At 38.4% G+C, this 23,926-nt stretch carries 21 protein-coding genes and 1 pseudogene; 21 read left to right on the top strand and 1 reads right to left on the bottom strand.

Annotated features, from left to right (window positions below; translation table 11 throughout):
- Positions 1-72 precede the first annotated feature (72 nt).
- From ACZ449_RS01785 to ACZ449_RS01830, 10 genes and pseudogenes are all read left to right on the top strand, one after another.
- Complete coding sequence (locus tag ACZ449_RS01785; protein ID WP_464259387.1) at positions 73-1,122, top strand: pyridoxal phosphate-dependent aminotransferase; 1,050 nt, start codon at positions 73-75, stop codon at positions 1,120-1,122.
- A gap of 632 nt (positions 1,123-1,754) precedes the next feature.
- A complete protein-coding gene (locus tag ACZ449_RS01790; protein ID WP_464259388.1) occupies positions 1,755-2,303 on the top strand; it encodes an NERD domain-containing protein in 549 nt (182 codons plus the stop codon).
- A gap of 331 nt (positions 2,304-2,634) precedes the next feature.
- Positions 2,635-5,073, top strand: coding sequence for a DEAD/DEAH box helicase (locus ACZ449_RS01795; protein WP_464261958.1), 2,439 nt, complete (start codon positions 2,635-2,637; stop codon positions 5,071-5,073).
- A 368-nt stretch (positions 5,074-5,441) separates the two neighbouring features.
- Entirely contained in the window at positions 5,442-5,651 is a 210-nt protein-coding gene (locus ACZ449_RS01800) for a hypothetical protein (protein ID WP_464259389.1), read from the top strand.
- Between the two features lie 47 nt (positions 5,652-5,698).
- Positions 5,699-6,457, top strand: a complete 759-nt coding sequence (locus ACZ449_RS01805; protein WP_464259390.1) for a transposase — start codon at positions 5,699-5,701, stop codon at positions 6,455-6,457.
- Between the two features lie 24 nt (positions 6,458-6,481).
- Positions 6,482-6,808 carry a GNAT family N-acetyltransferase gene (locus ACZ449_RS01810; RefSeq protein WP_464261959.1) on the top strand — a complete coding sequence of 109 codons (327 nt, stop codon included), beginning with the start codon at positions 6,482-6,484 and terminating at the stop codon, positions 6,806-6,808.
- 290 nt (positions 6,809-7,098) lie between these two features.
- Complete coding sequence (locus tag ACZ449_RS01815) at positions 7,099-7,662, top strand: hypothetical protein (RefSeq protein WP_464259391.1); 564 nt, start codon at positions 7,099-7,101, stop codon at positions 7,660-7,662.
- Positions 7,663-8,949: 1,287 nt separating this feature from the next.
- The gene (locus ACZ449_RS01820) at positions 8,950-9,402 is read left to right on the top strand and encodes a GNAT family N-acetyltransferase (protein WP_464259392.1); all 453 of its coding nucleotides are present in this window, start codon (positions 8,950-8,952) and stop codon (positions 9,400-9,402) included.
- 138 nt (positions 9,403-9,540) lie between these two features.
- Positions 9,541-9,948 carry a hypothetical protein gene (locus tag ACZ449_RS01825; RefSeq protein WP_464259393.1) on the top strand — a complete coding sequence of 136 codons (408 nt, stop codon included), beginning with the start codon at positions 9,541-9,543 and terminating at the stop codon, positions 9,946-9,948.
- Positions 9,949-10,147: 199 nt separating this feature from the next.
- A pseudogene (locus tag ACZ449_RS01830) lies at positions 10,148-10,309 on the top strand (IS1595-like element ISGba1 family transposase); the annotation flags it as partial.
- Positions 10,310-10,392: 83 nt separating this feature from the next.
- On the opposite strand, the gene ACZ449_RS01835 reads toward ACZ449_RS01830, so the two are convergent.
- Positions 10,393-11,478 (bottom strand): DUF3231 family protein, encoded by a 1,086-nt coding sequence (locus ACZ449_RS01835; protein WP_464259394.1) that lies wholly within the window; start codon positions 11,476-11,478, stop codon positions 10,393-10,395.
- A gap of 1,051 nt (positions 11,479-12,529) precedes the next feature.
- Here ACZ449_RS01835 and ACZ449_RS01840 point away from each other — a divergent pair.
- The 11 genes from ACZ449_RS01840 to ACZ449_RS01890 all read left to right on the top strand — a co-directional run bounded on the left by ACZ449_RS01840 (position 12,530) and on the right by ACZ449_RS01890 (position 23,784).
- The gene (locus ACZ449_RS01840; protein ID WP_464259395.1) at positions 12,530-13,129 is read left to right on the top strand and encodes an SLATT domain-containing protein; all 600 of its coding nucleotides are present in this window, start codon (positions 12,530-12,532) and stop codon (positions 13,127-13,129) included.
- Positions 13,130-13,152: 23 nt separating this feature from the next.
- Positions 13,153-14,478 carry a reverse transcriptase domain-containing protein gene (locus tag ACZ449_RS01845; RefSeq protein ID WP_464259396.1) on the top strand — a complete coding sequence of 442 codons (1,326 nt, stop codon included), beginning with the start codon at positions 13,153-13,155 and terminating at the stop codon, positions 14,476-14,478.
- A gap of 273 nt (positions 14,479-14,751) precedes the next feature.
- On the top strand, positions 14,752-16,821 hold the full coding sequence (locus tag ACZ449_RS01850; RefSeq protein WP_464259397.1) for a thioredoxin domain-containing protein: 2,070 nt from the start codon (positions 14,752-14,754) through the stop codon (positions 16,819-16,821).
- An 88-nt stretch (positions 16,822-16,909) separates the two neighbouring features.
- Positions 16,910-17,422, top strand: coding sequence for a ferritin (locus tag ACZ449_RS01855; RefSeq protein WP_464259398.1), 513 nt, complete (start codon positions 16,910-16,912; stop codon positions 17,420-17,422).
- A gap of 167 nt (positions 17,423-17,589) precedes the next feature.
- The gene (gene motA / locus ACZ449_RS01860; protein WP_464259399.1) at positions 17,590-18,375 is read left to right on the top strand and encodes a flagellar motor stator protein MotA; all 786 of its coding nucleotides are present in this window, start codon (positions 17,590-17,592) and stop codon (positions 18,373-18,375) included.
- Complete coding sequence (locus ACZ449_RS01865; protein WP_464259400.1) at positions 18,375-19,151, top strand: flagellar motor protein MotB; 777 nt, start codon at positions 18,375-18,377, stop codon at positions 19,149-19,151. The genes motA and ACZ449_RS01865 overlap by 1 nt, the downstream gene beginning before the upstream one ends.
- A gap of 228 nt (positions 19,152-19,379) precedes the next feature.
- On the top strand, positions 19,380-19,820 hold the full coding sequence (locus ACZ449_RS01870; RefSeq protein WP_464259401.1) for a GtrA family protein: 441 nt from the start codon (positions 19,380-19,382) through the stop codon (positions 19,818-19,820).
- Positions 19,792-20,532, top strand: coding sequence for a polyprenol monophosphomannose synthase (locus ACZ449_RS01875; protein ID WP_464259402.1), 741 nt, complete (start codon positions 19,792-19,794; stop codon positions 20,530-20,532). The genes ACZ449_RS01870 and ACZ449_RS01875 overlap by 29 nt, the downstream gene beginning before the upstream one ends.
- An 11-nt stretch (positions 20,533-20,543) precedes the next feature.
- Positions 20,544-22,100, top strand: a complete 1,557-nt coding sequence (locus ACZ449_RS01880; RefSeq protein ID WP_464259403.1) for a glycosyltransferase family 39 protein — start codon at positions 20,544-20,546, stop codon at positions 22,098-22,100.
- A 14-nt stretch (positions 22,101-22,114) separates the two neighbouring features.
- Positions 22,115-22,705: a phosphatase PAP2 family protein gene (locus ACZ449_RS01885; protein ID WP_464259404.1), complete on the top strand. Its 591-nt coding sequence runs from the start codon at positions 22,115-22,117 to the stop codon at positions 22,703-22,705.
- The gene (locus ACZ449_RS01890; RefSeq protein ID WP_464259405.1) at positions 22,702-23,784 is read left to right on the top strand and encodes an LptF/LptG family permease; all 1,083 of its coding nucleotides are present in this window, start codon (positions 22,702-22,704) and stop codon (positions 23,782-23,784) included. Before ACZ449_RS01885 ends, ACZ449_RS01890 begins: the two co-directional genes overlap by 4 nt.
- The last annotated feature ends 142 nt before the right edge of the window (positions 23,785-23,926 follow it).

The following is a 23,926-nucleotide window of genomic DNA, read 5'->3' on the forward strand; positions in this document are numbered from 1 at the left end:
TTGTTACTGAAGAACTTGAAGCGGTTTTTAGAGAGCAGCCGACGGATGACCATGGAGAGGAAGAACTAAGTCATGAACATAAATCAAAAATATGATGTTGTTGGAAAATATAAAAAAGGTACAACAAATTTAAGTGTCAACACGAATCCATTGGGAATGCCAAAATCGGTTAAAATGGCTCTTGTTAAGGGGCTTGAGCTGTGTTCGTTGTATCCTGATGCAGAATGTATCAGTCTGTCCGAAGCCATTGCAAAGCATTATTCTGGTATATCTGCGAAGCAGGTCTTATGCGTCAACGGTGTGGATGATGCCATATATCGGATTGTATATGCACAAAGACCGAAGAAAGCGATTCTTTTAGCTCCTACCTATGAAGACTATGAAAAAGCTCTATGCAATACAGTGTGTACGGTAAAATATCATTTGTTACAGAAAAAGGACAGGTTTCAAACTACGGAAACAATTTTCAACACACTTACTAAAGAGGTTGATGTTTTTTTCTTATGCAATCCGAACAATCCCACAGGAAAAGTCATTAATAGGGGATTTCTCCGTAAAATACTAGATAGGTGCAAGGAGAATGGCATTACTTTGGTTGTAGACGAGAGCTTTATTGGATTTTTGGACAAGCCGGAACAGTATACTGCTAGAGGGTTAATTGGTGAATATTCAAATCTTGTCATCATAGATGGATTTACAAAATTATATGCTATACCAGGCTTGCGATTAGGTTTTTGCATATCTGGCAATCAGGAATTGTTACATCGTATATTTGCGGCGGGACAGGCATGGAGTGTTTCTGTTCTGGCGCAGATAGCCGGGATTGTTGCATTGGAGGATAAAGAATATCTGAAGGACATGCACAACCTACTTCAGATAGAAAAAAGATGGTTGCTTACGGAATTGAGCAATTTAAAAATTGAGGTATGGGGAAGTAGCGCAAATTATCTTTTTTTTCCAGCACCTTTTCCTCATGTACGTGAACTTCTAGAAAAAGACGGTGTAATTTTGCGCAATTGTGAAAACTTTGAAGGGTTAGACGGTGAATTTTGTCGAGTCGCGATTAAAACTCATCAGGAAAACGAGAAATTCATTGAAGCTATTCGAAAGCATATTATTTGAGTATAAATATGATATAGATGCTGTGAGAGAAGAGGGATTTGAAGTGGAACGGCAAGGCTTAATACTGTTCATGACATTAATACTATTGTTGATAGTATTAATAATCAGCTTATTGCGTTTAAATTATATCGAGAAGAATAAACATTTTTTTTGTTTAAACTGTGGAAAAAAATTGAAGATTAGTAAATATAAGATGCTAGTGACGCCGCACTATTTTTCAAGGCTATATTTAAAATGCCCCTCCTGTAATCAAAGAAGTTGGATGCGCCGTGATAACGACTGAAATTACTCAAAGCTAAAGCCTCTGAACATAATTGATTCTAGCAACAGCAATAGCATTCATCTCAGGTTAATTTGGTGACTGTGGAGATGGTTCAGAAGCGAATTGATGAGTTTAAGGCATTGGAAGTTTTGTATCAATAAAAGAAAGAGCTCTTGCTAAATTTGTATGAATTTGGCAGGAGTTTTAGCTTGTTAACAGAATGTTGAGATTAGGAAATAGAATTTATGTTGTATCTGACTCGGCGGAACTGTCCCTGTGAGTAGCTTGAATAAGGTGTCAGCAACCCCGTCCCCTTGACACGTCTAGGTGTCAGCAACCCCGTCCCCTTGACACGTCAATATCTTCCTTAATGTCTCTTATTAATGATGTCTTTTATAACAACATTGAATTAAAAGAATTACATATTGAACTTGAAAAAATTCATAAAGAAATAAATGAAGAATTTGAGATTGAAATTTATGAACTATTAAAAAATAGTCTTACAAAAAATATTCTCCATGATTTTAAAAAAATTGGTGATAAACCACCATACATTGAACCGCCTGGGCAGATAGATATATTATTATATTATCAACACAATTTATATGTCATTGAGTGTAAAAATTACGAATTGAAAACAAATATTTCATCCGTTGCGAACGAAGTGAAAAGAATTCAAAATGATGAAATGAATAAATTGAAAAAAAAGGTCAATTTTATAAAGGTAAATTTAAAAAACATTCTACCATTAATTGGGATGGATAGTGTAGAAGCAGACAATATAAAAGATGTATCAGGATTATTTGTAACTAAAAATTTTTCTATGGGAGAGGTATTAACTAATCAATTCCCAATAGTTAATTGCTATTCGCTTATCGAATGGATAAAGTCAAGAAGAGGACCTTTGTCAGGCGATTGACAGAGGTTCATACGTAGATTTGTAAAACAATAAAATCCCTGCCAATTTTTGCATTAATTTGGCAGGGATTCTGTTTGTTTTAGGGAATAAAATAGCGATGAATTATTTCATGGTAATTAAATACAGTGAGCCAAATAACCGTCATCTAACTCATTTGCATAAAGTTTGTGAATGGAGGGGCGAAAGACGTAAATTAATACCGGAGGAATGGATTGAGTAGGAAAGGTGGATAAAAACAATGGCAGTAGATTTTAAAAAACGATTGAAAAAATTAGATAGTGAAATAAAAAATCATCCTATTGATATATATGAATCATTAGACTGAAAAAGCATTGCCGGTCCATTAAGACCAGCACAATTAAATATTTTGGACGAATGGTATAAGAAACGAAAAAAAGATAAGGACTTAATAATTAAACTCCATACAGGTGCGGGAAAGACTTTGATTGGTTTACTTATTCTTATGTCTAAGTTAAGTACAAAAGAAGGTCCTTGTCTTTATATCTGCCCTAATAAATACTTAGTACAACAAGTTTGCGCCGAAGCGGATAAATTTGGCGTGGGTTACTGTACAATTGATGGTTCTAACGTGATTCCGGATGCTTTCACGATGGGTAAAAGTATTTTAATAACACATGCCCAAAAAGTTTTTAATGGAAAAACTATATTCGGAATAGATGCTTCCTATACTAAAGTGGGCTGCATTATTATTGACGACTCTCACGCTTGTATAGACGTAATCAATGATGCGTTTACGATTAATGTAACAAAAGAGAAAAACCAAAAAGCTTATGAAAGTATGCTGAGTTTATTTGAGGATGATTTAAGCGAACAAGGCGAAGGGACGTATCTTGATATCACAAATGATGATTATGATGCGATGTTACCTATTCCATATTGGGCGTGGGAAAGTAAAAAAAGTGAAGTATTGAAAATTTTATCAAAGAACAAAAATAGTCTTGAAATTGGTTTTGCTTGGAAATTGTTAAAGAATTCTATAGAAAAGTGCAAAGCATTTGTGAGCAACAGGAAGATTGAATTATCTCCGCATTATGTTCCAATTCATCTTTTTGGAACATTCAATTTTGCAAAATCGAGAATATTGATGTCAGCGACGACCCAAAATGATTCATTTTTTATTAATGGACTAGGATTTAAAGTTGATGCCATTATGAACCCATTAAAGGATATAAATTCAAAGTGGGCAGGAGAAAAAATGGTTTTAATTCCATCACTAATTAATGACGGGTGTGACAGGGAATCTATCATTAAGAGTTTTGGAAGAACCGGGAAGAAGAAATATGGCATAGTTGCTCTCGTTTCCTCTTCTAACAAGGCGAAATTGTATGAACCATACGGAGCTAAAATAACTAATACTAATAGTATATTTGATGATATTGCTGAATTGAAGTCTGGGAAATTCAGACAAACTTTAGTTATTTATAATAGATATGATGGTATAGATTTACCCGACGAATCTTGCCGGGTTTTGATTATTGATTCTCTGCCATATTCCGACACTTTATCTGATAGATATGAGGAAAGTTGTCGCCCTAACAGCGAAACAATAAATAGAAAAATTGCTCAAAAAATAGAACAAGGATTAGGTAGAAGTGTTAGAGGTGAAAAAGACTATAGTGTAGTGTTGATCATAGGGTCGGACTTAGTAAAATTTGTTAAAAGCGTTAGTAGCAATGTTTACTTTTCTAAGCAAACTCAAAAGCAAATAGAAATTGGATTTGAAATTGCAAATATGGCTAAAGATGATACTGATTCGGAAGAAGATCCCATACAAACAATATGTTCTTTAGTTCAACAATCCTTAAATCGGGATGAAGGATGGAAAGAATATTACAATGAAGAGATGAACTCTGTAGAAGAAGGAATAGAAAATTCATCCGTATATGATCTACTTAACCTTGAAAGTATAGCGGAAAAAGCATATTTCGAAAATAGTTATGAAACAGCAATAGAAACTATACAAAAAGCTATAGATTTATTAGAAGATGAAAGAGAAAAGGCCTGGTATTTACAGAGTTTGGCAAGATATACTTATATGATAAGTGTGTCGGAATCGAATAAATTTCAAAAGATAGCTTTTACCAAGAATCATTATTTATTAAAACCTAAAGACGGAATTACATATCAAAAGATTAGTTATATTAGTGGAAATAGGATTGGAAAAATAAAAGAATGGGTATCAGAGTATCGACAATATACTGAATTGATTATTCAAGTAGATAGCATTCTGGATGATTTGTCTTTTGGTATGGATGCTGAGAAGTTTGAAGCTGCGTTAATGAGCATTGGGGAACTGTTAGGCTTTAATAGTCAAAGACCTGATAAAATGTTTCGCAAAGGACCTGATAACTTGTGGTGTGTTAAACCAAACGAATATATAATGTTTGAATGTAAAAGTGAAGTAAAGGACGACAGAAGTGAGATAATTAAGTCAGAAGCAGGTCAGATGAATTCTCATTGTGGATGGTTTGAGGAAGAATATAGGGATGCGTCAGTAACAAGATTTCTTGTTATACCAACAAAGACCTTAGCATACGATGCTAATTTTACTCATGACGTAAAAATTATAAGAAAATCAAAATTAAGGGATTTAAAAAATAATATTAAGAAATTTATCAAAGAACTTAAGAATTATAGTTTAAATGATCTAAATGATGAGAAGTTACAAGAGATTATTTCCGCTAATAATTTAGATATTGGAAGCTTAAAAACTAAATATTGCGAATCCTACTACCATAATAAAAGATAGTGGATTAATTTCCTTGTAGCCGTATTGCCTTTTGAGGACAACACTAAATGGCTGGTACAATAATCCAGGAGGTGTCCTAGTGAAAGGAAAACGAATTGATCCAGAGTTTAAGAAAGATATTGTAAAACTATATATAAACGGAGAGCGCACATTGCCCCAGCTTAGCTGAAGAACTGGGCGGTACATGAAAATACACTTTATAAGTGGATTCAGCAATATAAAGAAGACCCAGAGCGAGCCTTCCTGCAGATGCAAAACAAAAAGAGCGAATAACTCAAAGATTAAATGAAAAAAGAGTTGTATGATGTAATTTTCTAAGAAATAGTAAAAGTGTGGACGAAGAAAAAAACATTTAGGGGGGAATTTGCTTGTACGATAGAATTGTACTTAAAGATAAATTAGGTGACATTAGTCTTAAAAAAGAATATTTATCAGATAAAGAAATGTATAAAGATAAAAAAAATGTATGCAGATTTTGTTTTAAAACAGAAGATGAAACAAAAATCGATAAATCATCACATGCTATTTCTGAAATGATTGGTAAAAAGAAACAGAGGGACGGTTCTGGCGTTTCCTAACTTTCTATGATATGATAAGAGGAAAAGCGTTAAAGTAGGTGAGTAAAATGCCACGAACTGCCCGGAAGAAAAGTAATAGCGGAATATATCATATAATGCTACGGGGAATAAACAGACAAATTATATTTGAAGATGATGAAGATAGAGTTAAGTTTATTGATACTTTAAAGCATTATAAGCAGAAATGTGGATTTAACATTTTTGCCTATTGCCTTATGGATAATCATGTCCACCTTATTATAAAAGTGAATAACGAGTCGTTGGAAAGCATAATGAAACGAATAGGAGTAAGCTATGTTTATTGGTATAATTGGAAATACAAACGGTCTGGTCATTTATTTCAAGATAGATACAAAAGTGAAGTAATTGAAGATGATAGTTATTTATTGTCATTAGTACGATACATACACCAAAACCCTATCAAAGCAAATATCACGCCTATTATAGGCGAGTATCCATGGAGTAGTTATGGCGAATATATAAGGAATCCTCACATAGTGGATACAACTTTTGTTCTTGAAATATTTTCGCAAGACATTGAAAAGGCAAAAGAAATATTTGTGGATTTTATGGATGAGCAAGGAGCAAATTTTTTTGAAATAAAGAACAAACCCAGATTAACGGATGAAGAGGCAAAACAAATTGTGAAGCAAGTGTTGGGCAATATAGAGACTAGTGAATTGCAAACTATGGAAAAAACAAAAAGAGATGGATATTTAAGACAGCTTAAAGCAAGTGAAGGGGTATCAATCAGACAAATAGCGCGAATAAGTGGACTTACATTTAACATTGTAGTTAAAGCTTAGGAAACAGCAGAACCGTCCCTTTGTATCCTTGTCATAAAGGCAAATGAAACCGATTGTGGGGTAGTATGGCTTGAAAAGGATAAAGAAAATAGCGATATAGCTATTCTGGGAATAATGATAGGTAAATCGGATTACTTTGGTAAGGGTATTGGGGAAAGGGCAATAATTTTAGCTATTGAGCAATCGCGGGAAGAACTTAATTTTAATAAGGTTAGCTTGAATGTACGAAAAACAAATAATAGAGCAATAAGATGCTACCAAAAGTGTGGTTTTCATATTAATGGTGAGGGTGAGAAAACTGTCAGTGGTGGAGATAAAATAGAATTTTTTCAAATGCTCTTAGATTTATAGGAACGAATTTAAGGCGTTATGGATTACTGCGATTGACCCAAGCGATCAGAATAGAGCAGTTAGGTTATTGGTTGATATCGTGAGGCTGATGGTTTGAGGCTGGAGGTTTTATATAAATAAACTGGATATCGAGTGAAAACGAGAAACTCCTGTTGGATTTTGTATAATTTGGCAGGAGTTTTGTTTTGTGTGGCAAAATAAGTAAAATGAGAAACTTTGCGTTAATGGGGTGTAAAGGAAACGAGGCGAACCGTCCCTTTGTATCCTCTTGTTCGAAGTGTGGTAGACGGATGCAGTTTAAGCGCAGGGAAACAAAGAATGGAGGCTATTGGACGGCTATGTGTGTCTATACCTATCCTGATGGTACGAAATGTGATCAGGTAGGTCGGAAGCTAGATGATGCTTTCTATCAAGCTTTGTATCAGAAGATAACTAAACTTGATGCGCAGACGCTGGAACTGGTAGATGAAATAAATGAGCAGTATCAGGAACTTCAAGCATTATGTGAGATGAAGCAAAAGGAGTTAACACAGACTGAGCAGGCGATAGAAACGTTGTTTGAACTTTATGAGGATGGGAAGATACCAAAACAACGGTTAAGTGATCGGATTGCTGGTCATGAAAAGATTAAAATTGAGCTAGAAGCTGAGATAGAGAAATGCAAAACTGCCTTGGCATCTCAGGTTAATCTGGTGACTGTAGAGATGGTAATGAAGAGGATTGATGAATTTAAAAATTTATGGCTTAATGCTGTTGATCCGAGTGAGCAGAATAGAGCTTTTAGATTGTTAATTGATAGGATTGTGTATGACCGTGAGGCTGATGGTTTGAAGCTAGATATTTTGTATAAATAATGAAATAGAAACAACAAAAGGGAGACTCCTGCTAAATTTGTATTTATTTAGCAGGAGTTTGGTGTTTGTATGGCAAATTAAGCAAGAATAAGAAAATTTACGTTAATGGTGGTGTACAGGAAACAGGGCGAACCGTCCCTTTGTATCCTCTAAACCCATGAGAAATGAAGATTCTGTGCATTATTCCTATAAATGTGAAGAACTAAAGCTTATTTATGATACTCTTGCGGCAGAGTACAATCCTGACGATTTCCCCTCATAATGAGGTTATATAAATGATCTTGATAATATCCACATAAAATTCTTTTGTAGTTTAGTTTGAAAGAAGAATTGCGCAAGTTTGTGGCTTGCCTAAAGGTTTAGTTCGAATCAATAGGCCGGATGGAAGTAACGCGAGAAGTGATAAAAAGATAGGGAACTTGAGAAAAGAACACAGGTGAGTATTAGTGGGGTGTCTAATGGAGAGCGTTATTGGTAATAAATGCGCAGGTGTCAATAACCCCGTCCCCGCGACACGGATTACGATTAATCATCTCAATAACATTTTGTGGTGGTAAATGTTAAAAAGTTATGTAATGTTAACTATTTGCAAGCAGGTGATCAAATAGAAAAAGATTCACGCGTAAAATAGACATTGGCCAAATTATTGCCTAATGTCTATTTTAAGATTAGATGGTACAGTGTGGCATGTTATGGAAGTGAGTTCAAAGTGCGTAAAGCCAGGTAATTTGTAGCTTTGAGAGATATGTTAATGGCATGTACTGGAACGATTTAATGACACGTAATGGAACAAGAAAATGCCTACGAAGCCAGTAAATTCAAGGAGTGCTATTTTTGTTCCATTTTGACATGACAGTGGTGCCATGTTCACTAAAGTAACATTTTTTAATGTGAGCCTCCCCCAAAACAGTATTATGCAAAGGATAACTTTCGTCAACGAATTGACAGAGGTTGCCTTTTTATTTTTCTGTGCATAAAAAACAGAGATTAAAATAATTGCTCATCGTTGCTATTTATCCATGCTTCATTGTTGAACAAGCAAGTTGAAGAGATTATCCAGTCGAATGAGCGGGTTCAGGCTGGCGTGATTACGCCAGCATAATTTTTTTTAGCATTTACTGGTAAATTTCATTGTTATAGAATATAGACAAACTACGGGTCGATCAATCTTGTAATTATGGTTTATAATGGATAAGTATGGTTTTATTGTAGCTAAGAAATATTATTCGGGCTAATTTCTTAATATTAAAGTGATACAGAAAGTTTATATTTTCGGAGGGTGATATTGTGAGCATAATATATAATGATATAAAAAAGGATTTATCATGCGAGGAATTGCATCGATTATTTGTGCTTGTAGGTTGGTCAGATGGGTCTGACACGTTGGATATGATAAAGTATTATAATGTACCCTTTATAAATTCAACTTTGGTTATTTCAGCATTTGAAAATGACCGTTTGGTTGGAGCAGTGAGAGTGCTTAGTGATAAGACATTTCGATCCGTAATTTATGATTTATTAGTTGATCCAGAATTTCAAGGCAAGGGAATTGGCAAAGAACTTATAAAGCAATGTATGCAACATTTTCCAGATACAGAGTGGTTAGTACAAACAAAAGAAAACATATCTGGTTTTTATGAGAAAAATGGTTTTAAAATAAATAATGACGTATTTTTAACCATTCCATCAAAATTATTTACAGTTAATAGGATGTCAAGGGGACGGGGTTGCCGACAATAATAGAAAAGACATGGTGTGTCACTAACCCCGTCCCCCTGACACTTCTCAAAATGTGATCAGGTAGGTCGAAAACTGGATGATGCTTTCTATAAAGCTTTATATCAGAAGATAACTAAGCTTGATGAGCAGACACTTGAATTGGTAGATGAAATAAATGAGCAGTATCAGGAACTTCAAGCATTATGTGGGATGAAGCAGAAGGAGTTAGCGCAGACTGAACAGGCAATAGAAAATCTATTTGAACTTTATGAAGATGGTAAGATGCCAAAACAGCGGTTAAGTGACCGAATTGCTGGACATGAAAAGACTAAAAATGAGTTAGAAGCAGAGTTAGAAGCAGAGATAGAGAATTGTAAAACCGCATTGGCATCTCAGGTTAATCTGGTGACTGTAGAGATGGTAATGAAGAGGATTGATGAATTTAAAAATTTATGGCTTAATGCTGTTGATCCGAGTGAGCAGAATAGAGCTTTTAGATTGTTAATTGATAGGATTGTGTATGACCGTGAGGCTGATGGTTTGAAGCTAGATATTTTGTATAAATAATGAAATAGAAACAACAAAAGGGAAACTCCTGCTAAATTTGTATTTATTTAGCAGGAGTTTGGTGTTTGTATGGCAAATTAAGCAAGAATAAGAAAATTTACGTTAATGGTGGTGTACAGGAAACAGGGCGAACCGTCCCTTTGTATCCTCCAGGAAACAGGGCGAACCGTCCCTTTGTATCCTCGTCCCTTTGTATCCTCCTGAGCACCTGCAATCCTATTTGGAGGAGTTCACGTTCCGTTTCAACCGGCGCACGTCTCAAAGCAGAGGTCTGGTCTTTAGAAGGCTTCTCGAACAGGCGGTTGTAGCTGAGCCGGTTACGGAAGCCGATGTAACCTATGGGTTTGATTGGGGACTGTAATGAGGAGGCTACCCCATTTACTAATTTATCCAACAGATATAGGAGCAATACCTGCAAGACCTCGTGCGAACAAAGCATTATGTTTATTCTTCATCCTGACCGTCTTGCTGCTTATCCAGAGGCTTCATAGCCGGCGACGGAACCATTGCGACTGATTTGCTTTTTTCTCTCCTCTCTTTGGGATATTGCGGAGAGGGTGGTTGTTCAAGCCAGCCGTTTTTGACCATCAAGTTAGCGCCAGCCTTAGCGTATAACCCAGTCTGGAGCATTACCCTTATATAAAGACAACCCAGGTCGAGCCTCGGGCTTACGCCTAAAGCCGTTCCGTAGGACCCAAACCCAGCAGTGTTAAGGAGATTTATGTGATAAAGCATAAACCTGTCGGAGAATGGCGATTCGGTAGTCCTTATTATTTCACTGTCATACGAGGAAGGCACCGAAACGCCGTCTTGCAATAAAACGTCGCTAAACGAGCTAAACAGCTTTTCGGCAATTGCTTTCCCGCGCAGGAAATATTTAAGTATCTCCTCTGATTTAGCCACTTGGGCCAAGCCGGTAATAAAGGTTTTTCCAACCGCGTTAAGCTCGGCGTTGACAAACAGATGGGTTATCTCAAGCGCCGTAAGCGGTCTTTTGTTTCCAAACAGTCCGGAAAAATAGCTCTTGTCGTGGACAAAATCGATTCTATGAGGAACCGAAATTGGCGGCGGATACGCATACGCCCCTTTTGCCAGAGCCAGGTCTACAGCCTGCTTATTGATCAGGGTCAGCCGGTTAATATAGTGCTCGAACGTCTCCCTTATATCCTTCCGGGAACTTTGGGCATAGGCCATCGCATAGCTTTGTATCGCGAAACGAGCCATGTTGACAGCGTAAACCATGTAGAACCTATCCGAAAATAGCCTGGGGGCGTCGGGGTATATGTCGTCAGACGTAATCCCCCGGGGAATTGGAATCTTTTCCTGCTCAAACAGGTTTATAAGAATATCAAGGCTTCGCTTTGTCATATCACGCCATTGTGTAGCCAGCTCTGCCAGGTCTTTGTCATGGATATGAACCGCAAAGCAGATGATAATATGGTGGATCAAAGACTCATGCATATACGTATTCCATAAGTGGCCTCTTTCGATCGCGGTTAATCTTTTTCCATCACCGTTTGTCACGCTCATGATCAACTCCTAGTTATTTAACTCTTTTCAGGTTTATTATTACCAATACCGGCCCTTACAAATCGACCTTTGTAGAGTTTCCGAACGCCAGTATAATTCAGCAATGTCACACCGGCGGAATGCCAAAGAGCACCCAATATAGTGCTCTTTCCAATTTGAGCCTTAACAGCCCCGGAAATTTTATTAACTCACAGGAGGAGCTAACCGACTACCCCATATAATTAAATCTAGATAATATTAAATCTAGTAATGCGAGACATTTGAGATTTTTTCCAGATGACATTCTGGATTCTTCCAAATGACATCTGGGATTCTGTGCATATTTGGTAATGGTATAGTACAATACTTCATTAATTTAAAGAAAATTGATTTTAATAGAATTTATTGTAATGCCGCTGATTTAATGATATAAGTCAATTCATATCATTAAATGATAATTTTTTAATAAGTTATTTCAAAATTAAGTTCACCCGATTATGTAGAGTAAACGGAATATTGCTTTATAGTTAAATTTATAACGGACCTTTGACAAATCATTGACGAAGGTTTGAGGTAGATTTCCTGTTTAAGGCATTGTGGTCGAGTGCGATTGATCCAAGCGAACAGAATAGAGCCTTTAGATTGTTGATTGATAGGATTATTTATAATCGAGAAGATGACGGCTTGAGTCTGGAAGTTTTGTATAAATAAATTAGATAAAGTCAATACAAAGAGAAGTTCCTGCTCGATTTGTATGAATTTTAGTAGGAATCTTTGCTTTTTATAATAAATATTAAAAGAAAGCAATGCTTCAAAGGATGCTAAATTTAAATATTCTGAACTAAATATGTTTTAAATTGGAATAAAATGCTGTAAAATACAACCATAGGGCTTCACTCTTATTTCTTCTAATTGAAGAAATGATTCTTTGTATAAGAATATTAATCAATCGTAATACAATAAGTTTTTCTTAATATTATCGAATTCGATAACATTGATTCGTAAGAATACGAATGTTAAGTCCATTTCAAGAGTGAACCCTATTTAACTTAATATTGGAGGATAAATATTAGTGGATTATGTAGAGAAAGTAGCAAGAAAAATATGGATCACGAGATTGTGCAGAATTGAAGCATCTAAAAGGCTTGATTCAAATGATTCATTCACTCAGGCATTACTTGTTTATTATTCCGCTATACTTACAGCGTTATCTATATGGGTGTTTTTTATAGAAAAAACTAGTCAGCAGAGTGATTCTAAAGTATCTCTTATTCTGCTAATTGCTTCTATAGCTTTAACAATTTATTCAACATTTATCGTATCAAAGGCTTATAAAGAAAGAGCCATAAAAATGAAATATAATTACATTGCGTTGGATTCATTGTCTAAACAAATAAATAAATTAGAAGCTGATTTCAAAGAAGCAACTATAAATATTAATCAAATAATAAATGGAGCAGCTGAAGTTGATACTAAATATTTGTTTCTTTTACAAGAAGCTGAAAATCACACAAGTTATGACTATTTAAAGGCAATTATGAATGATAGCGAAGAAGAAATAAACAAATTTTGTAAGATGAGGTACGCTTGTTATAAAATTAAAGATATTGCGATACGACTAATATGTTTTGTCGGTCCACTTATTAGTATTTATTTTTACATAAAGTGGTGATAAAGATTTATATTCGGAGTATTTTGGATTTATTTAAGGAAAGATTTAGTGAAAACAATATAAAAGAGTCTTATTTGGCACAAGATTTTAGCTCTGCTCCTGGAATTGATAGAGTAAATAAAAGAATCTTCGAAAAAAAGCTAACTCAGCACATTCAAACAATTCACAGAAAAGTTTTAAATGAAACTTATGTATTTACCTCTTATCGCGAATTTCTAATTATAAAAAATCGCGATAATCCACCAAGAATGATTTCTATACCTACCATTCGAGATAAATTAGTTTTGCGAATTTTGAGCACGATTATCCGAGATGCATATTCCGAGGAATGCAATTATAAAATTGTTCAAACGGTAGTCAATGAAATTAAACAGTATATTTCTCAATATGACTATTTAATTAAACTAGATATAAAAGATTACTATCCGTCTATTAATCACAAAATTTTATTTACTAAAATTAAAGAAAAAATTAGAAGCCGCAAAGTCTTGGGACTTATACGGGGGGCTATTAGAACACCGACTGTTTTGGAAAAGTGTAATTGTAGAGAGTACAAACAGAGTAAGCGGGGAATACCGCAAGGGCTTCCTATATCAAATATATTGTCGAGTATTTACTTGTTAAATTTGGACATAAAATATTCTAACTTGCCAAATCTAAGATATTTTAGATTTGTAGATGATATACTTATTTTATGTAATAAAAATGACAGTAACCAAATCCAAAAAGATATTTTTGATGAACTGAAAAAGAACTATAAGCTCACATTAAATGAAAAAAAAGTCCAATTGCAGAGCATTGATGAAGGGTTTGCCTACCTTGGCTACTTTTTTAAGGGATCGAGTATTTCTGTTAGGGAACAATCAAAAAGAAAACTAGAAAACTCCCTCGAGAACTTATTTATTGATTATAAGAATTCAGGTTTTAAAAGAACCTCCTTTTTCTTATGGAAACTTAATATGAAAATTACGGGATGCATGAACGATAATAAAAAATATGGATGGGTTTTCTTTTTCTCTCAAATAACTGAAGAGTCAATACTATATCATTTTGATTGGTTTGTGCAAAAACTAATTAAACGATTTGACCTTGAAAAAAAGCTTAATGGAAAAAAAATTAAGCGATTTGTAAAAACCTACCATGAAATACTTAGTAATTTAAGTGAAACAGGATATATTCCAAGATTTGATAAATACTCGTTAGACGATAAAGAACGGTTTTTAAAAAGCATCGAAGTTGATCTTACGGAGTGGAGTGAAGATTGTATCGTACGTGCATTTAAACGGATTACGTTTAGCTCAATAAGAGACTTAGAGAGAGATATCCAAAGTTTACGTGAACGATATTAAAAGTAATTGTAGCCGTCGGGTTACTTTACAAGGAATAAATATATAATGCTGGAACTATTAGTAGAAATCAAAAATATTTATCAAAAATCCTGTATTTTGCAGGATTTTTTTATGCCCTGTGAATAAGTTGCATAACTTCGTCCTTGACATTCCCACAACATACCAATTACAATAAAGCTAATCCTAACAAATAACAATTATTAATTAAATAACGTATGTAAAACCAACATGAAGCAAATCCTAAATGGTAGCTATAAAAAAGAGGTGATGCTAGTGTCGACGAAGCATGTTAACCACCTAGCGAATGAGAAGAGTCCGTATTTATTGCAGCACGCGCATAATCCGATTGATTGGTATCCGTGGGGAGAAGAGGCGTTTGCGAAGGCGAGAGAAGAGGATAAGCCGATCTTTTTTAGTTGTGGCTATAGTACGTGCCATTGGTGCCATGTTATGGAACGAGAATCTTTTGAAGACCAGGAAGTCGCCGATTTTTTGAATGCTAATTTTGTTGCGATCAAGGTTGATCGGGAAGAGCGGCCAGATGTTGATCACATTTACATGGCAGTGTGCCAGGCTGTGACAGGGCAGGGTGGCTGGCCGTTGACTATTGTGATGACGCCTGAGAAGAAGCCGTTTTTTGCTGGGACTTATCTGCCGAAGCTTCCTATGTGGGGCAGGCCTGGGGTACTTGAAGTGTTGTCAATGCTGAAGGAACAGTGGGATAAGAATCGGGATAAGATTGAGGAGATCGGTGAAAAGCTATCTCAATCGCTAAAGCAGCAGACCGCCAAGAACGAGCCGGGACAGTTGTCGCAGTCTACACTGGATAGTGCCTTTTCTCAGCTTTTGCATGATTTTGATCCTGCTTATGGCGGGTTTGGGTCAGCACCTAAGTTTCCGACACCGCATAATTTATTGTTTTTATTACGTTACTGGCGGCGGGCAGGGGATAAAAAAGCCATTGCTATGGTAGTAAAGACGCTGGATGCCATGAGCCGGGGCGGGATTTATGATCATCTTGGTTATGGGTTTGCCCGGTATTCGACAGATAATAAATGGCTGGCACCACATTTTGAAAAGATGCTGTATGATAATGCGCTGTTATGTTATGCCTATGTAGAAGCGTACCAGTGTACTGCTGATCCGGATTTTGCCCGTATTGCTGAGGAAATCATTTCTTATGTAATGCGTGATATGACGAATGCCGATGGCGCATTTTATTCAGCAGAGGATGCAGATTCAGAAGGCGTTGAAGGCAAGTTCTATGTTTGGTCCCGCCAGGAGATTGTTGCAATATTGGGTTCAGAACTTGGTGAGTTATTTGCGGATGTTTACAATGTGACTCCGACTGGTAATTTTGAAGGTGCCAATATTATAAATTTGATTGACCATGATTTATATGATTATGCTGCCAAGAATAATCTTGATATTAATGAGCTTGAGTCTCAACTGGCCGAGGCTCGGGAAAGGCTGTATCAGATACGTGAGCAGCGGATTCATCCGTTTAAGGATGACAAGATTTTAACTGCCTGGAATGGGCTCATGGTTGCCTCATTGGCTAAGGCCGCCCGGGTGCTGCAACGCGAGGATTACACACAGGCTGCAGAGCGGGCTGTTGAGTTCATCTTTGCGAAGCTTACTGCTGACGATGGCAAACGGTTGTTGGCGCGTTATCGGGATGGTGAGGCGGCCTACAAGGGTTATGTGGATGACTATGCTTTTCTGTTGTGGGGATTGCTGGAGGTTTATGAAACAACTTTTAATCCGAAATATTTGCGGCAGGCACTTCATATCAGCATGGATATGAAAGAGTTGTTTTGGGACGATGAGCAGGGCGGTTTTTATTTTACTGGGAATGATGGGGAAGAACTTTTGCATCGTCCCAAGGAAATATATGATGGTGCTATACCTTCCGGAAATTCTGTGGCGGCGTTGGCTTTGCTTAAGCTAGCGCGATTAACAGATAATAATGAGTATACTGTTATGGTGGAAGCTATATTTAACTGCTTTAGTTCTGAAGTGGCTCATTATCCCCGGGCTTATACTTTCTTTATGTTGGCACTTGACTATTACTTGGCACCTCCCAGCCATATTGTTATTGCCGGGGCCAAAGAGGACACTGAGGTTCAGGCTATGCTGGCGCTGGTGGGGCAGCATTTTATGCCGGAAACGACGGTTATCTATAATGATCCGGAATATGAAACCGATAATGAGGAGTTAATTCCGGTAGCTGCCGGGCAAGTAGCTGTTGGTGGCCGAGCCACCGGGTATATTTGCGAAAATTTTGCCTGTCAACGTCCTGTTCAATCCTTGGAAGAATTTAAAAAGTCGTTGCAAAAGTAACAAAATAAACAATGGATATTAATTTGATGTAATGGTAAAATATAGTTATTGCTATTTGAAAAATCACAATGGAAAGGGGTAACTACAAATGATTAGTGCGAAATTGCAAAAAGCTATCAATAACCAAATTCAGGCGGAAATGTATTCAGCCAATCTCTATTTGGCTATGTCGGGCTATTGTATGTCTAAAGGTCTGAAGGGTTTTGCTAATTGGCTGCGGGTACAGTACCAGGAAGAAACTATGCATGCGCTGAAGTTTGTTGATTATATACTTGCGCGTGGTGGTGAACTTGAACTTAAGGCAATTGAGGCGGCGCCGGTCGATTTTGGCACGCCGGTTGAGGTTTTTGAAAAGATACTGGCTCATGAAGAACATGTTACCAGTCTTATTAATAAGCTGCACGAGGTGGCTGTTGATGAGAAAGATGTTGCGGCGCAAATCTTCCTGCAATGGTTTGTGACAGAACAGGTGGAGGAAGAGGCCTCTGCCAGTGAAGTTCTTGAACAACTTAAAATGGTTGGCGACAAAAGTTCGGGGTTATTCTATTTGGATAAAGAATTGGCTACCAGAGTATATCAGCCACCAGCAGCTACTGTGTAAGCAGAAAAAGAGACATTTTATCTGGAAGGTTTACCATAAATTTAAAAATCCTGTCATAAAAATGGCAGGATTTTTTTTATGTTTAGAGAATTTCCTTAATTACGTCAAAAAAATTGCGATATATATTATAGTGGTACTTTGCCTAGAGGTTATAGGGAGGGCTTTCATTGGAGATAACAACAGTCATTGGGGTAGTAATGGGCGTTTTGGCCGTTAGTGTCGGTATGGTGCTTAAGGGCGCTAGCCTAGTAGCTTTGATAAACCCCGCAGCATTTCTAATTATTATTGTTGGCACAGCGGCGGCGTTGCTTAATGCATTCCCGTTGGAACAAATCAAGAACTTTCCGGTTTTATGCAAGAAATTAGTTAAAAAGGATGAGCATATTCCTAAGGCTGACTTATTAACCTTGTTTGTCGAACTGTCGCAAGTTGCCAGGCGGGAAGGTATTCTGGCCTTAGAGAGCAAGTTGGAAGAGATTCACGATCCATTTTTAAAAAATGGTATGAGTATGGTTATTGACGGTATGGATGTTGATTTTGTCAGGGATGTACTTGATGCGGATATTGAGGCCATGGAAGAACGCCATCGTTCGGGAGCTCTCATTTTTGCGCAGGCTGGTATGTATGCGCCTACGCTCGGTGTATTGGGTGCGGTAATTGGCCTGATTGCGGCTCTTGGTAATCTAAACGATATTGACGCGCTAGGTCACGCGATTGCTGCTGCTTTCGTTGCGACTTTGCTCGGTATATTTACCGGGTATGTGCTGTGGCATCCATTTTCTAATAAGCTTAAGCTAATATCCAAAGATGAAGTCGAATTAAAGCGAATGATGGTTGAAGGCATACTATCGCTACAGGCTGGTGATTCACCGATGGCTATTGAGTCTAAGTTGCTGGTGTTTATTCCGCAGAAGGTCCGGGAGTTATTAAAACCCAAACCGGAGGGTAAATAATGGCTAGAAAGAAAAGAAAAGAGTATCATGAGGAACATGCGGATGAGACTTGGTTGGTTCCGTACTCTGATATTTTGACATTGCTTTTGGCGTTATTTATTGTGTTGTTTGCTTCCGCTCAGGTTGACACGAAAAAAATGGAACAGATGAGGGCGTCCTTTAATATAGCGTTTAGCGGTAGCACAGCATTGTTGGAAAGCCCTAAGCCGCCTCAGCCTGAGAATGGCAGTACGGCTCCATCTATACCTAATTTGCCGACTGTTATGGAGAGTGTGGGGGCGACCAATGAGAAGAAAGCTTATATGCAGGAAACAGCTCAGTTGGTCGAAACTAAGAAAAAATTGGATAAGTATATTGCCGATAATGGTTTAGGCAATGACCTGGTTACGTTGTTGACTGATGATGGATTGATGGTTCGTATTAAAGATACGGCATTATTTCCGTCAGGCAGTGCAACTCTTAGACCGGAATCACGCCGGTTTGGTGAACAAATTGCCAAACTATTGACGCCGCTTACGCAAAAAGTCACGGTGTCAGGGCATACAGATATTATGCCAATAAATACCGGCGAATTTCCTTCTAACTGGGAACTTAGTTCCCGGCGTGGGGTGAATTTTATGAGATTTTTGTTGGCTCAGGATACGGGGCTTAAGGCTGAACGATTTAGCGCTACCGGCTATGGTGAGTACCGACCGATTGCCAATAACACTACGGAAGAAGGCCGGGCAGCTAATCGGCGGGTGGAGGTACTTATCCAGCGTAACTACCGGCCATAAGGATTTTTGTGGAGTTCTTGTCCGCGGAAAAACTATTGCAACAAGCAAATAATTGGTTTATGATAAATGAGGCAGTTACGCGGCCTCATTTTTATTTTGCATAAGAATTTTTGATATAAGTTTCTTGCCTATAGGCACAAACAACATTATAATGACTTATGTTTGTCTTTGGATATAATATAGGTAGTAAATAAGATAGACTATCTAGCGATAAGGAGAACCAATACTGTGGTTTTAAAAATGTTTGCCAAGTTTTCTGTAATTGGGCTGTCAGGTGTGGGCGTTAATATGGCAGTATATGTCCCGCTGATGGCTATGGGTATAAGTTATATGACTGCGGCGGTGGTATCTTTTTTAGTAGCTGTTACTAATAATTTTATCTGGAATCTGCTGTGGACTTTTAAAGGCAGGGCGCTTGATAAAAGTCTGCGGCGCAAGTATGTTTTGTTTGTGGCTTGTAGTATTATTAATTTAGTTGTCAATTTGGCGGTTTTAAAGGTCTTAGTTGAACAGTTTGGTATCAATGCGATGGTTGCCCAGCTTATTGCCATTGCTGCGACTGGGGTTCTTAATTTTGCGCTTAATTATGCAATTACGTTTAATGACAGACGCAGTAAGCGCGAGGAGGCAGCAACTACTCATGAAACTTGTAATTATTCCAACCTATAATGAAAAGGCTAATATCGGTGAATTATTAGGGCTGGTTTATAAATATGTTCCCGATATCCACGTTTTGGTGGTTGACGACGGTTCGCCTGATGGTACAGGTGAACTGATTGAAAGCCTTATGTCTGGTGAATATCAGAAGCGACTATTTATTTTGAAGCGCTCAGGTAAGTTAGGTTTGGGCACTGCGTATATTGCTGGTTTTAAATGGGCGTTAGCACGGGACTATGAGTTTATTTTTGAAATGGATGCGGATTTTTCGCATAACCCCAAGTATTTGCCGCAATTTTTAGAAGCGATTACTGGCTGTGATGTTGTTTTGGGTAGCCGCTATGTTACTGGCGGCGGTGTAACTAACTGGAGTTTGCTGCGTCGTTTTATCAGTTTAGGCGGCAGTTTGTACTCTCGCACTATTCTCAGTCTACCATTTCATGACCTTACTGGTGGTTTTAAGTGCTTTCGCCGCAAGGTTCTGGAAACAATTAACCTTGACGATGTTAAGTCAAACGGATATTCTTTTCAAATAGAGATGACATATCGAGCCTTCTTACTAGGCTTTACAATTAAAGAAGTTCCCATTGTATTTGAAGAGCGGGCCGAAGGTCAATCTAAGATGTCTTCATCCATTTTTCGGGAAGCGATATGGATGGTGCTTAAGCTCAGGGCGGCACAAGATAGTATGAAAGCTGCCAGGATCAAACCGAATAAGCCATAAAGGAGATTTCTATGCCAATTATGCTCTCGCCGTTTAGTGCGGTATGGCTGATTATTATCGTTGGTTCTCTGGTGCGTTTGGCGTTAGGTGCGACCATTGGCCTGGGGGTTGACGAGACCTATGTCACAGCTGTTGCCAGGCAGTTAAGCCTAAGCTATTTTGATCATCCGCCGCTGCATTTGTGGATAATCTGGTTGACTACCTATGTAACTGGCAGTGAGAATACGGCGGTTTTGCGCTTGCCGTTTATTTCATTGTTTGCTGGAACGACATGGCTTTCGTACCGGCTTACTGCCAAACTATTTAGTGAATGGGCTGGTGTGTGGGCTGCACTGTTACTTAATGTTTCAGCAGTGTTTGGCCTGACCGGCGGTGGTTGGTTATTACCAGATGGCCCGCTAATGTTTTGCATGATGGTTGTAGTTTATGTACTCAGTCAGTTGTTCTTTCCACCAGGTCGCGGTCAATCACTACTGCTGTGGTTGGTGGCCGGGGTGTTTTTAGGGCTGGGGCTTTTGAGTAAATATCATGCGGCGTTGTTAGTATTAGGTTTGTTTATTTATTTAATCACCAGCCGAGATCGCCGCTGGGTCCTGGCAACACCAGGGCCATATCTGGCTGTTGGTATTGCTTTTGTCATTTTTTCGCCTGTGTTAATTTGGAATGCTCAGCATGACTGGGTTTCTTTTGTGTTTCAAGGTAGCCGTGGCGCAGTTAGCGGGTTTTACCCAGGAAAGATGCTTGCCAATATTGCTGGACAGGCAGTGTGGGTTTTGCCGTGGATTTGGGTACCGCTTATCTGGCAGTTTATTAAAGGAATTAGCCGTGGTCCTGCCAGGTCGCGGTTTAATGGGTTGCAGGACAAACGCTGGTTTTTGTGTTGCCTGGCTTCAGGACCGATCGTATTATTTACTATTGCAACTTTATGGGGGGCACAGGGACTTTTCCATTGGCAGGCACCAGGATATTTATTGGTTTTTCCGCTCCTGGGGCAAGCTGTCGTCGGATGGCTCCCATTTGGTCGCCGATCAGTACGTAGTTGGCTGACTTTTTCTGTTACTGTTTTCATTATCATTGCGATTGTTTTGGGAAGTCATACGGCTACTGGTTGGATGAAGACGGCAAAGCCGGACTGGTTTGCTAAGAGTGATCCTTCCTGGGAGGCGCTTAATTGGGCAAGCCTGCCGGGAAGTTTGGCAGAACGTGACTTTTTGGACAGCTCACTTAAGGTAGAATTTCTTATCGCAAGACACTGGATTGATGCTGGTAAGATTGATTATGCTATGGGTGGTAAGCTGCCGCTGTTATGTCTGACAGATGAACCGCACCACTTTGCCTTTATGCATAACCCTGCTGAATTTGAAGGGAAGAATGCCCTAATTATTGGTCAGCGAAATATGGCTGATGTCCCAAAGGAGTTGGCTCCGTACTTTGAGACGATAGAGTTTAAGGGCAATGTCCCCATTTACCGTCAAGGACAGCCTCAATTTGATGTAGCAGTTTATTATGGACGAAATTTTAAAGGACAATATCCTTTACCATATGGCTTTAGCGGCAAACCCAATTAATGGAGGTACTTATCATGAAAGAGAATGATATGGTTTTCGGCCGCAACAGCATTTTGTTTCAAAACATGAAGTTTGCGGTCTTTGTTGGCATGGTTATGATTTTGATTGCGCTCACAGTCAGCCAAAGCGGTATGAATGAGATTTTAATTACAGCCAGCCTGTTTAGCGGTATTGGTAATGATGCATTTTTGGTTATTAGTAATGTGATTTTGTTTTGGGTGGCCTATAAAAAACGGTGTAAGAGTCTTTTTTATATGGTGCTCAAAGTAGATGCTGCGGTATGGACAATTGTTCATTTGCTCAAAATTATTGAGTTTGGTGATTGGGCTTTACGCCCTAATGGTATTCCAGGTGGGTTTCCTAGTGGACATACTACCCATGCTTTTGCGATGGCATTTATGTTAGCTGTGTTTTATCCGCGCATGTCTTGGCTGTGGTATGGCAGCGCAGTAGTTATTTCCTGGTCGCGGATCGAAACAAGTGCCCATACGGGGTTGCAGGTGACAGCAGGCGTTGTTTTTGGTATTGGTTTGGCTTGGGTTGCGGTAAATAATTGGCTTAAGCAGCACGATTCATTTGTCTTAGCAGAAAGGAAAATGCCGTGAGAATACTAGATAAGTACATTATTACTGAGTTAATGTGGCCGTTTATTTTTGGTGTTTGCGCATTTTCTAGTATGTTTATCGGTGGCGGCACGATGTATCGAATTGCGCAGTATATCAGTAAATTTGGTGCATCAACTATTGTTGTTGCTAAGTTGTTTATCTATAGCTTGCCTGGGGTTGTTGTGCTGACATTTCCCATGTCCATGTTGTTGGCAACCTTACTATGTTATGGCAGGCTGTCTTCTTCATCTGAACTTATCGCTATGAGGGCGGCAGGAGTAAGCTTTTATCGCCTGACGGCACCTGTGTTAATTACCGCGTTCTTTATCAGCACTTTTGCGGTTGTCTTTAATGAAACGGTGGTGCCTGCGGCTACAGAGGCCTACAATAACACTGTCAATACTGAGATTAAAGGTAATACCCGGCCCAAAAGTCAGGAGCATTTGGTGATATTGGAAAAATCCAAGGATGGTATTGGTCGGCTGACATATGCTCGCCGCTATGATGAGACGAGTGCGGTTATGCAGCAAGTAACTGTTCAGGAATTTGAAAATAACCGTCCGGTGCGTATTGAAACTGCAGATACAGCCGTTCGCTATGATCAAGGCATGACTCTGGAAAATGGTACTATCCAAGATATAATATCATTGGACATTATTAGGACCATGTTTTTTCAGCAGCAATATCTTCCTGCTGAAAGTAAAACGGCTACGGTTGCTGAACAAAAACGCAGTGATGAAATGACAATCCGCGAATTAAAGCGCGCTGCCGCTGTGTTGGCGGATGGTGAGCGCAAAAAAAATATTTATTTGGTAGAATTGCATAAACGGGCTGCTATTCCGGCTGCTTGTGTATTTTTTGCCCTCATTGGCGCACCACTGGCGTTAAGCTCGCCGCGGGCCAGTTCGGCAAGTGGGCTGGGTTATAGTATTATTATTATTTTTCTGTATTATATTGTTATGACTATTGGTACAGCTATGGGGCAAAATGGTGTTTTGCCGGCAATGTTTGCTGCCTGGCTACCTAATATTGCGACACTTGTGCCAGGCTTATATCTATTGCGTCGCGCTGCGATGTAGTGCGAGTTATGAGCTGGAGATTATAATAGCAGAGTATTGAACAGGGTGGGATTGCCACGCCATGCTCGCAGGGACCAAGAAGAGGATGATGTTTTCCTCATGTCAGCTGTGCATGGTTGTGAAGTAGTCTCACTTTTTGCTA

This window comes from Desulfosporomusa polytropa, from assembly GCF_055380075.1.

Bases quoted from the DNA above. Each gene is read 5' to 3' on its own strand.
- ACZ449_RS01785 (WP_464259387.1), top strand. From the start codon at position 73: ATGAACATAAATCAAAAATATGATGTTGTTGGAAAATATAAAAAAGGT.
- ACZ449_RS01790 (WP_464259388.1), top strand. From the start codon at position 1,755: ATGTCTCTTATTAATGATGTCTTTTATAACAACATTGAATTAAAAGAA.
- ACZ449_RS01805 (WP_464259390.1), top strand. From the start codon at position 5,699: ATGCCACGAACTGCCCGGAAGAAAAGTAATAGCGGAATATATCATATA.
- ACZ449_RS01815 (WP_464259391.1), top strand. From the start codon at position 7,099: ATGCAGTTTAAGCGCAGGGAAACAAAGAATGGAGGCTATTGGACGGCT.
- ACZ449_RS01835 (WP_464259394.1), bottom strand. From the start codon at position 11,478: ATGAGCGTGACAAACGGTGATGGAAAAAGATTAACCGCGATCGAAAGA.
- ACZ449_RS01855 (WP_464259398.1), top strand. From the start codon at position 16,910: ATGATTAGTGCGAAATTGCAAAAAGCTATCAATAACCAAATTCAGGCG.
- ACZ449_RS01865 (WP_464259400.1), top strand. From the start codon at position 18,375: ATGGCTAGAAAGAAAAGAAAAGAGTATCATGAGGAACATGCGGATGAG.
- ACZ449_RS01875 (WP_464259402.1), top strand. From the start codon at position 19,792: ATGAAACTTGTAATTATTCCAACCTATAATGAAAAGGCTAATATCGGT.
- ACZ449_RS01880 (WP_464259403.1), top strand. From the start codon at position 20,544: ATGCCAATTATGCTCTCGCCGTTTAGTGCGGTATGGCTGATTATTATC.
- ACZ449_RS01885 (WP_464259404.1), top strand. From the start codon at position 22,115: ATGAAAGAGAATGATATGGTTTTCGGCCGCAACAGCATTTTGTTTCAA.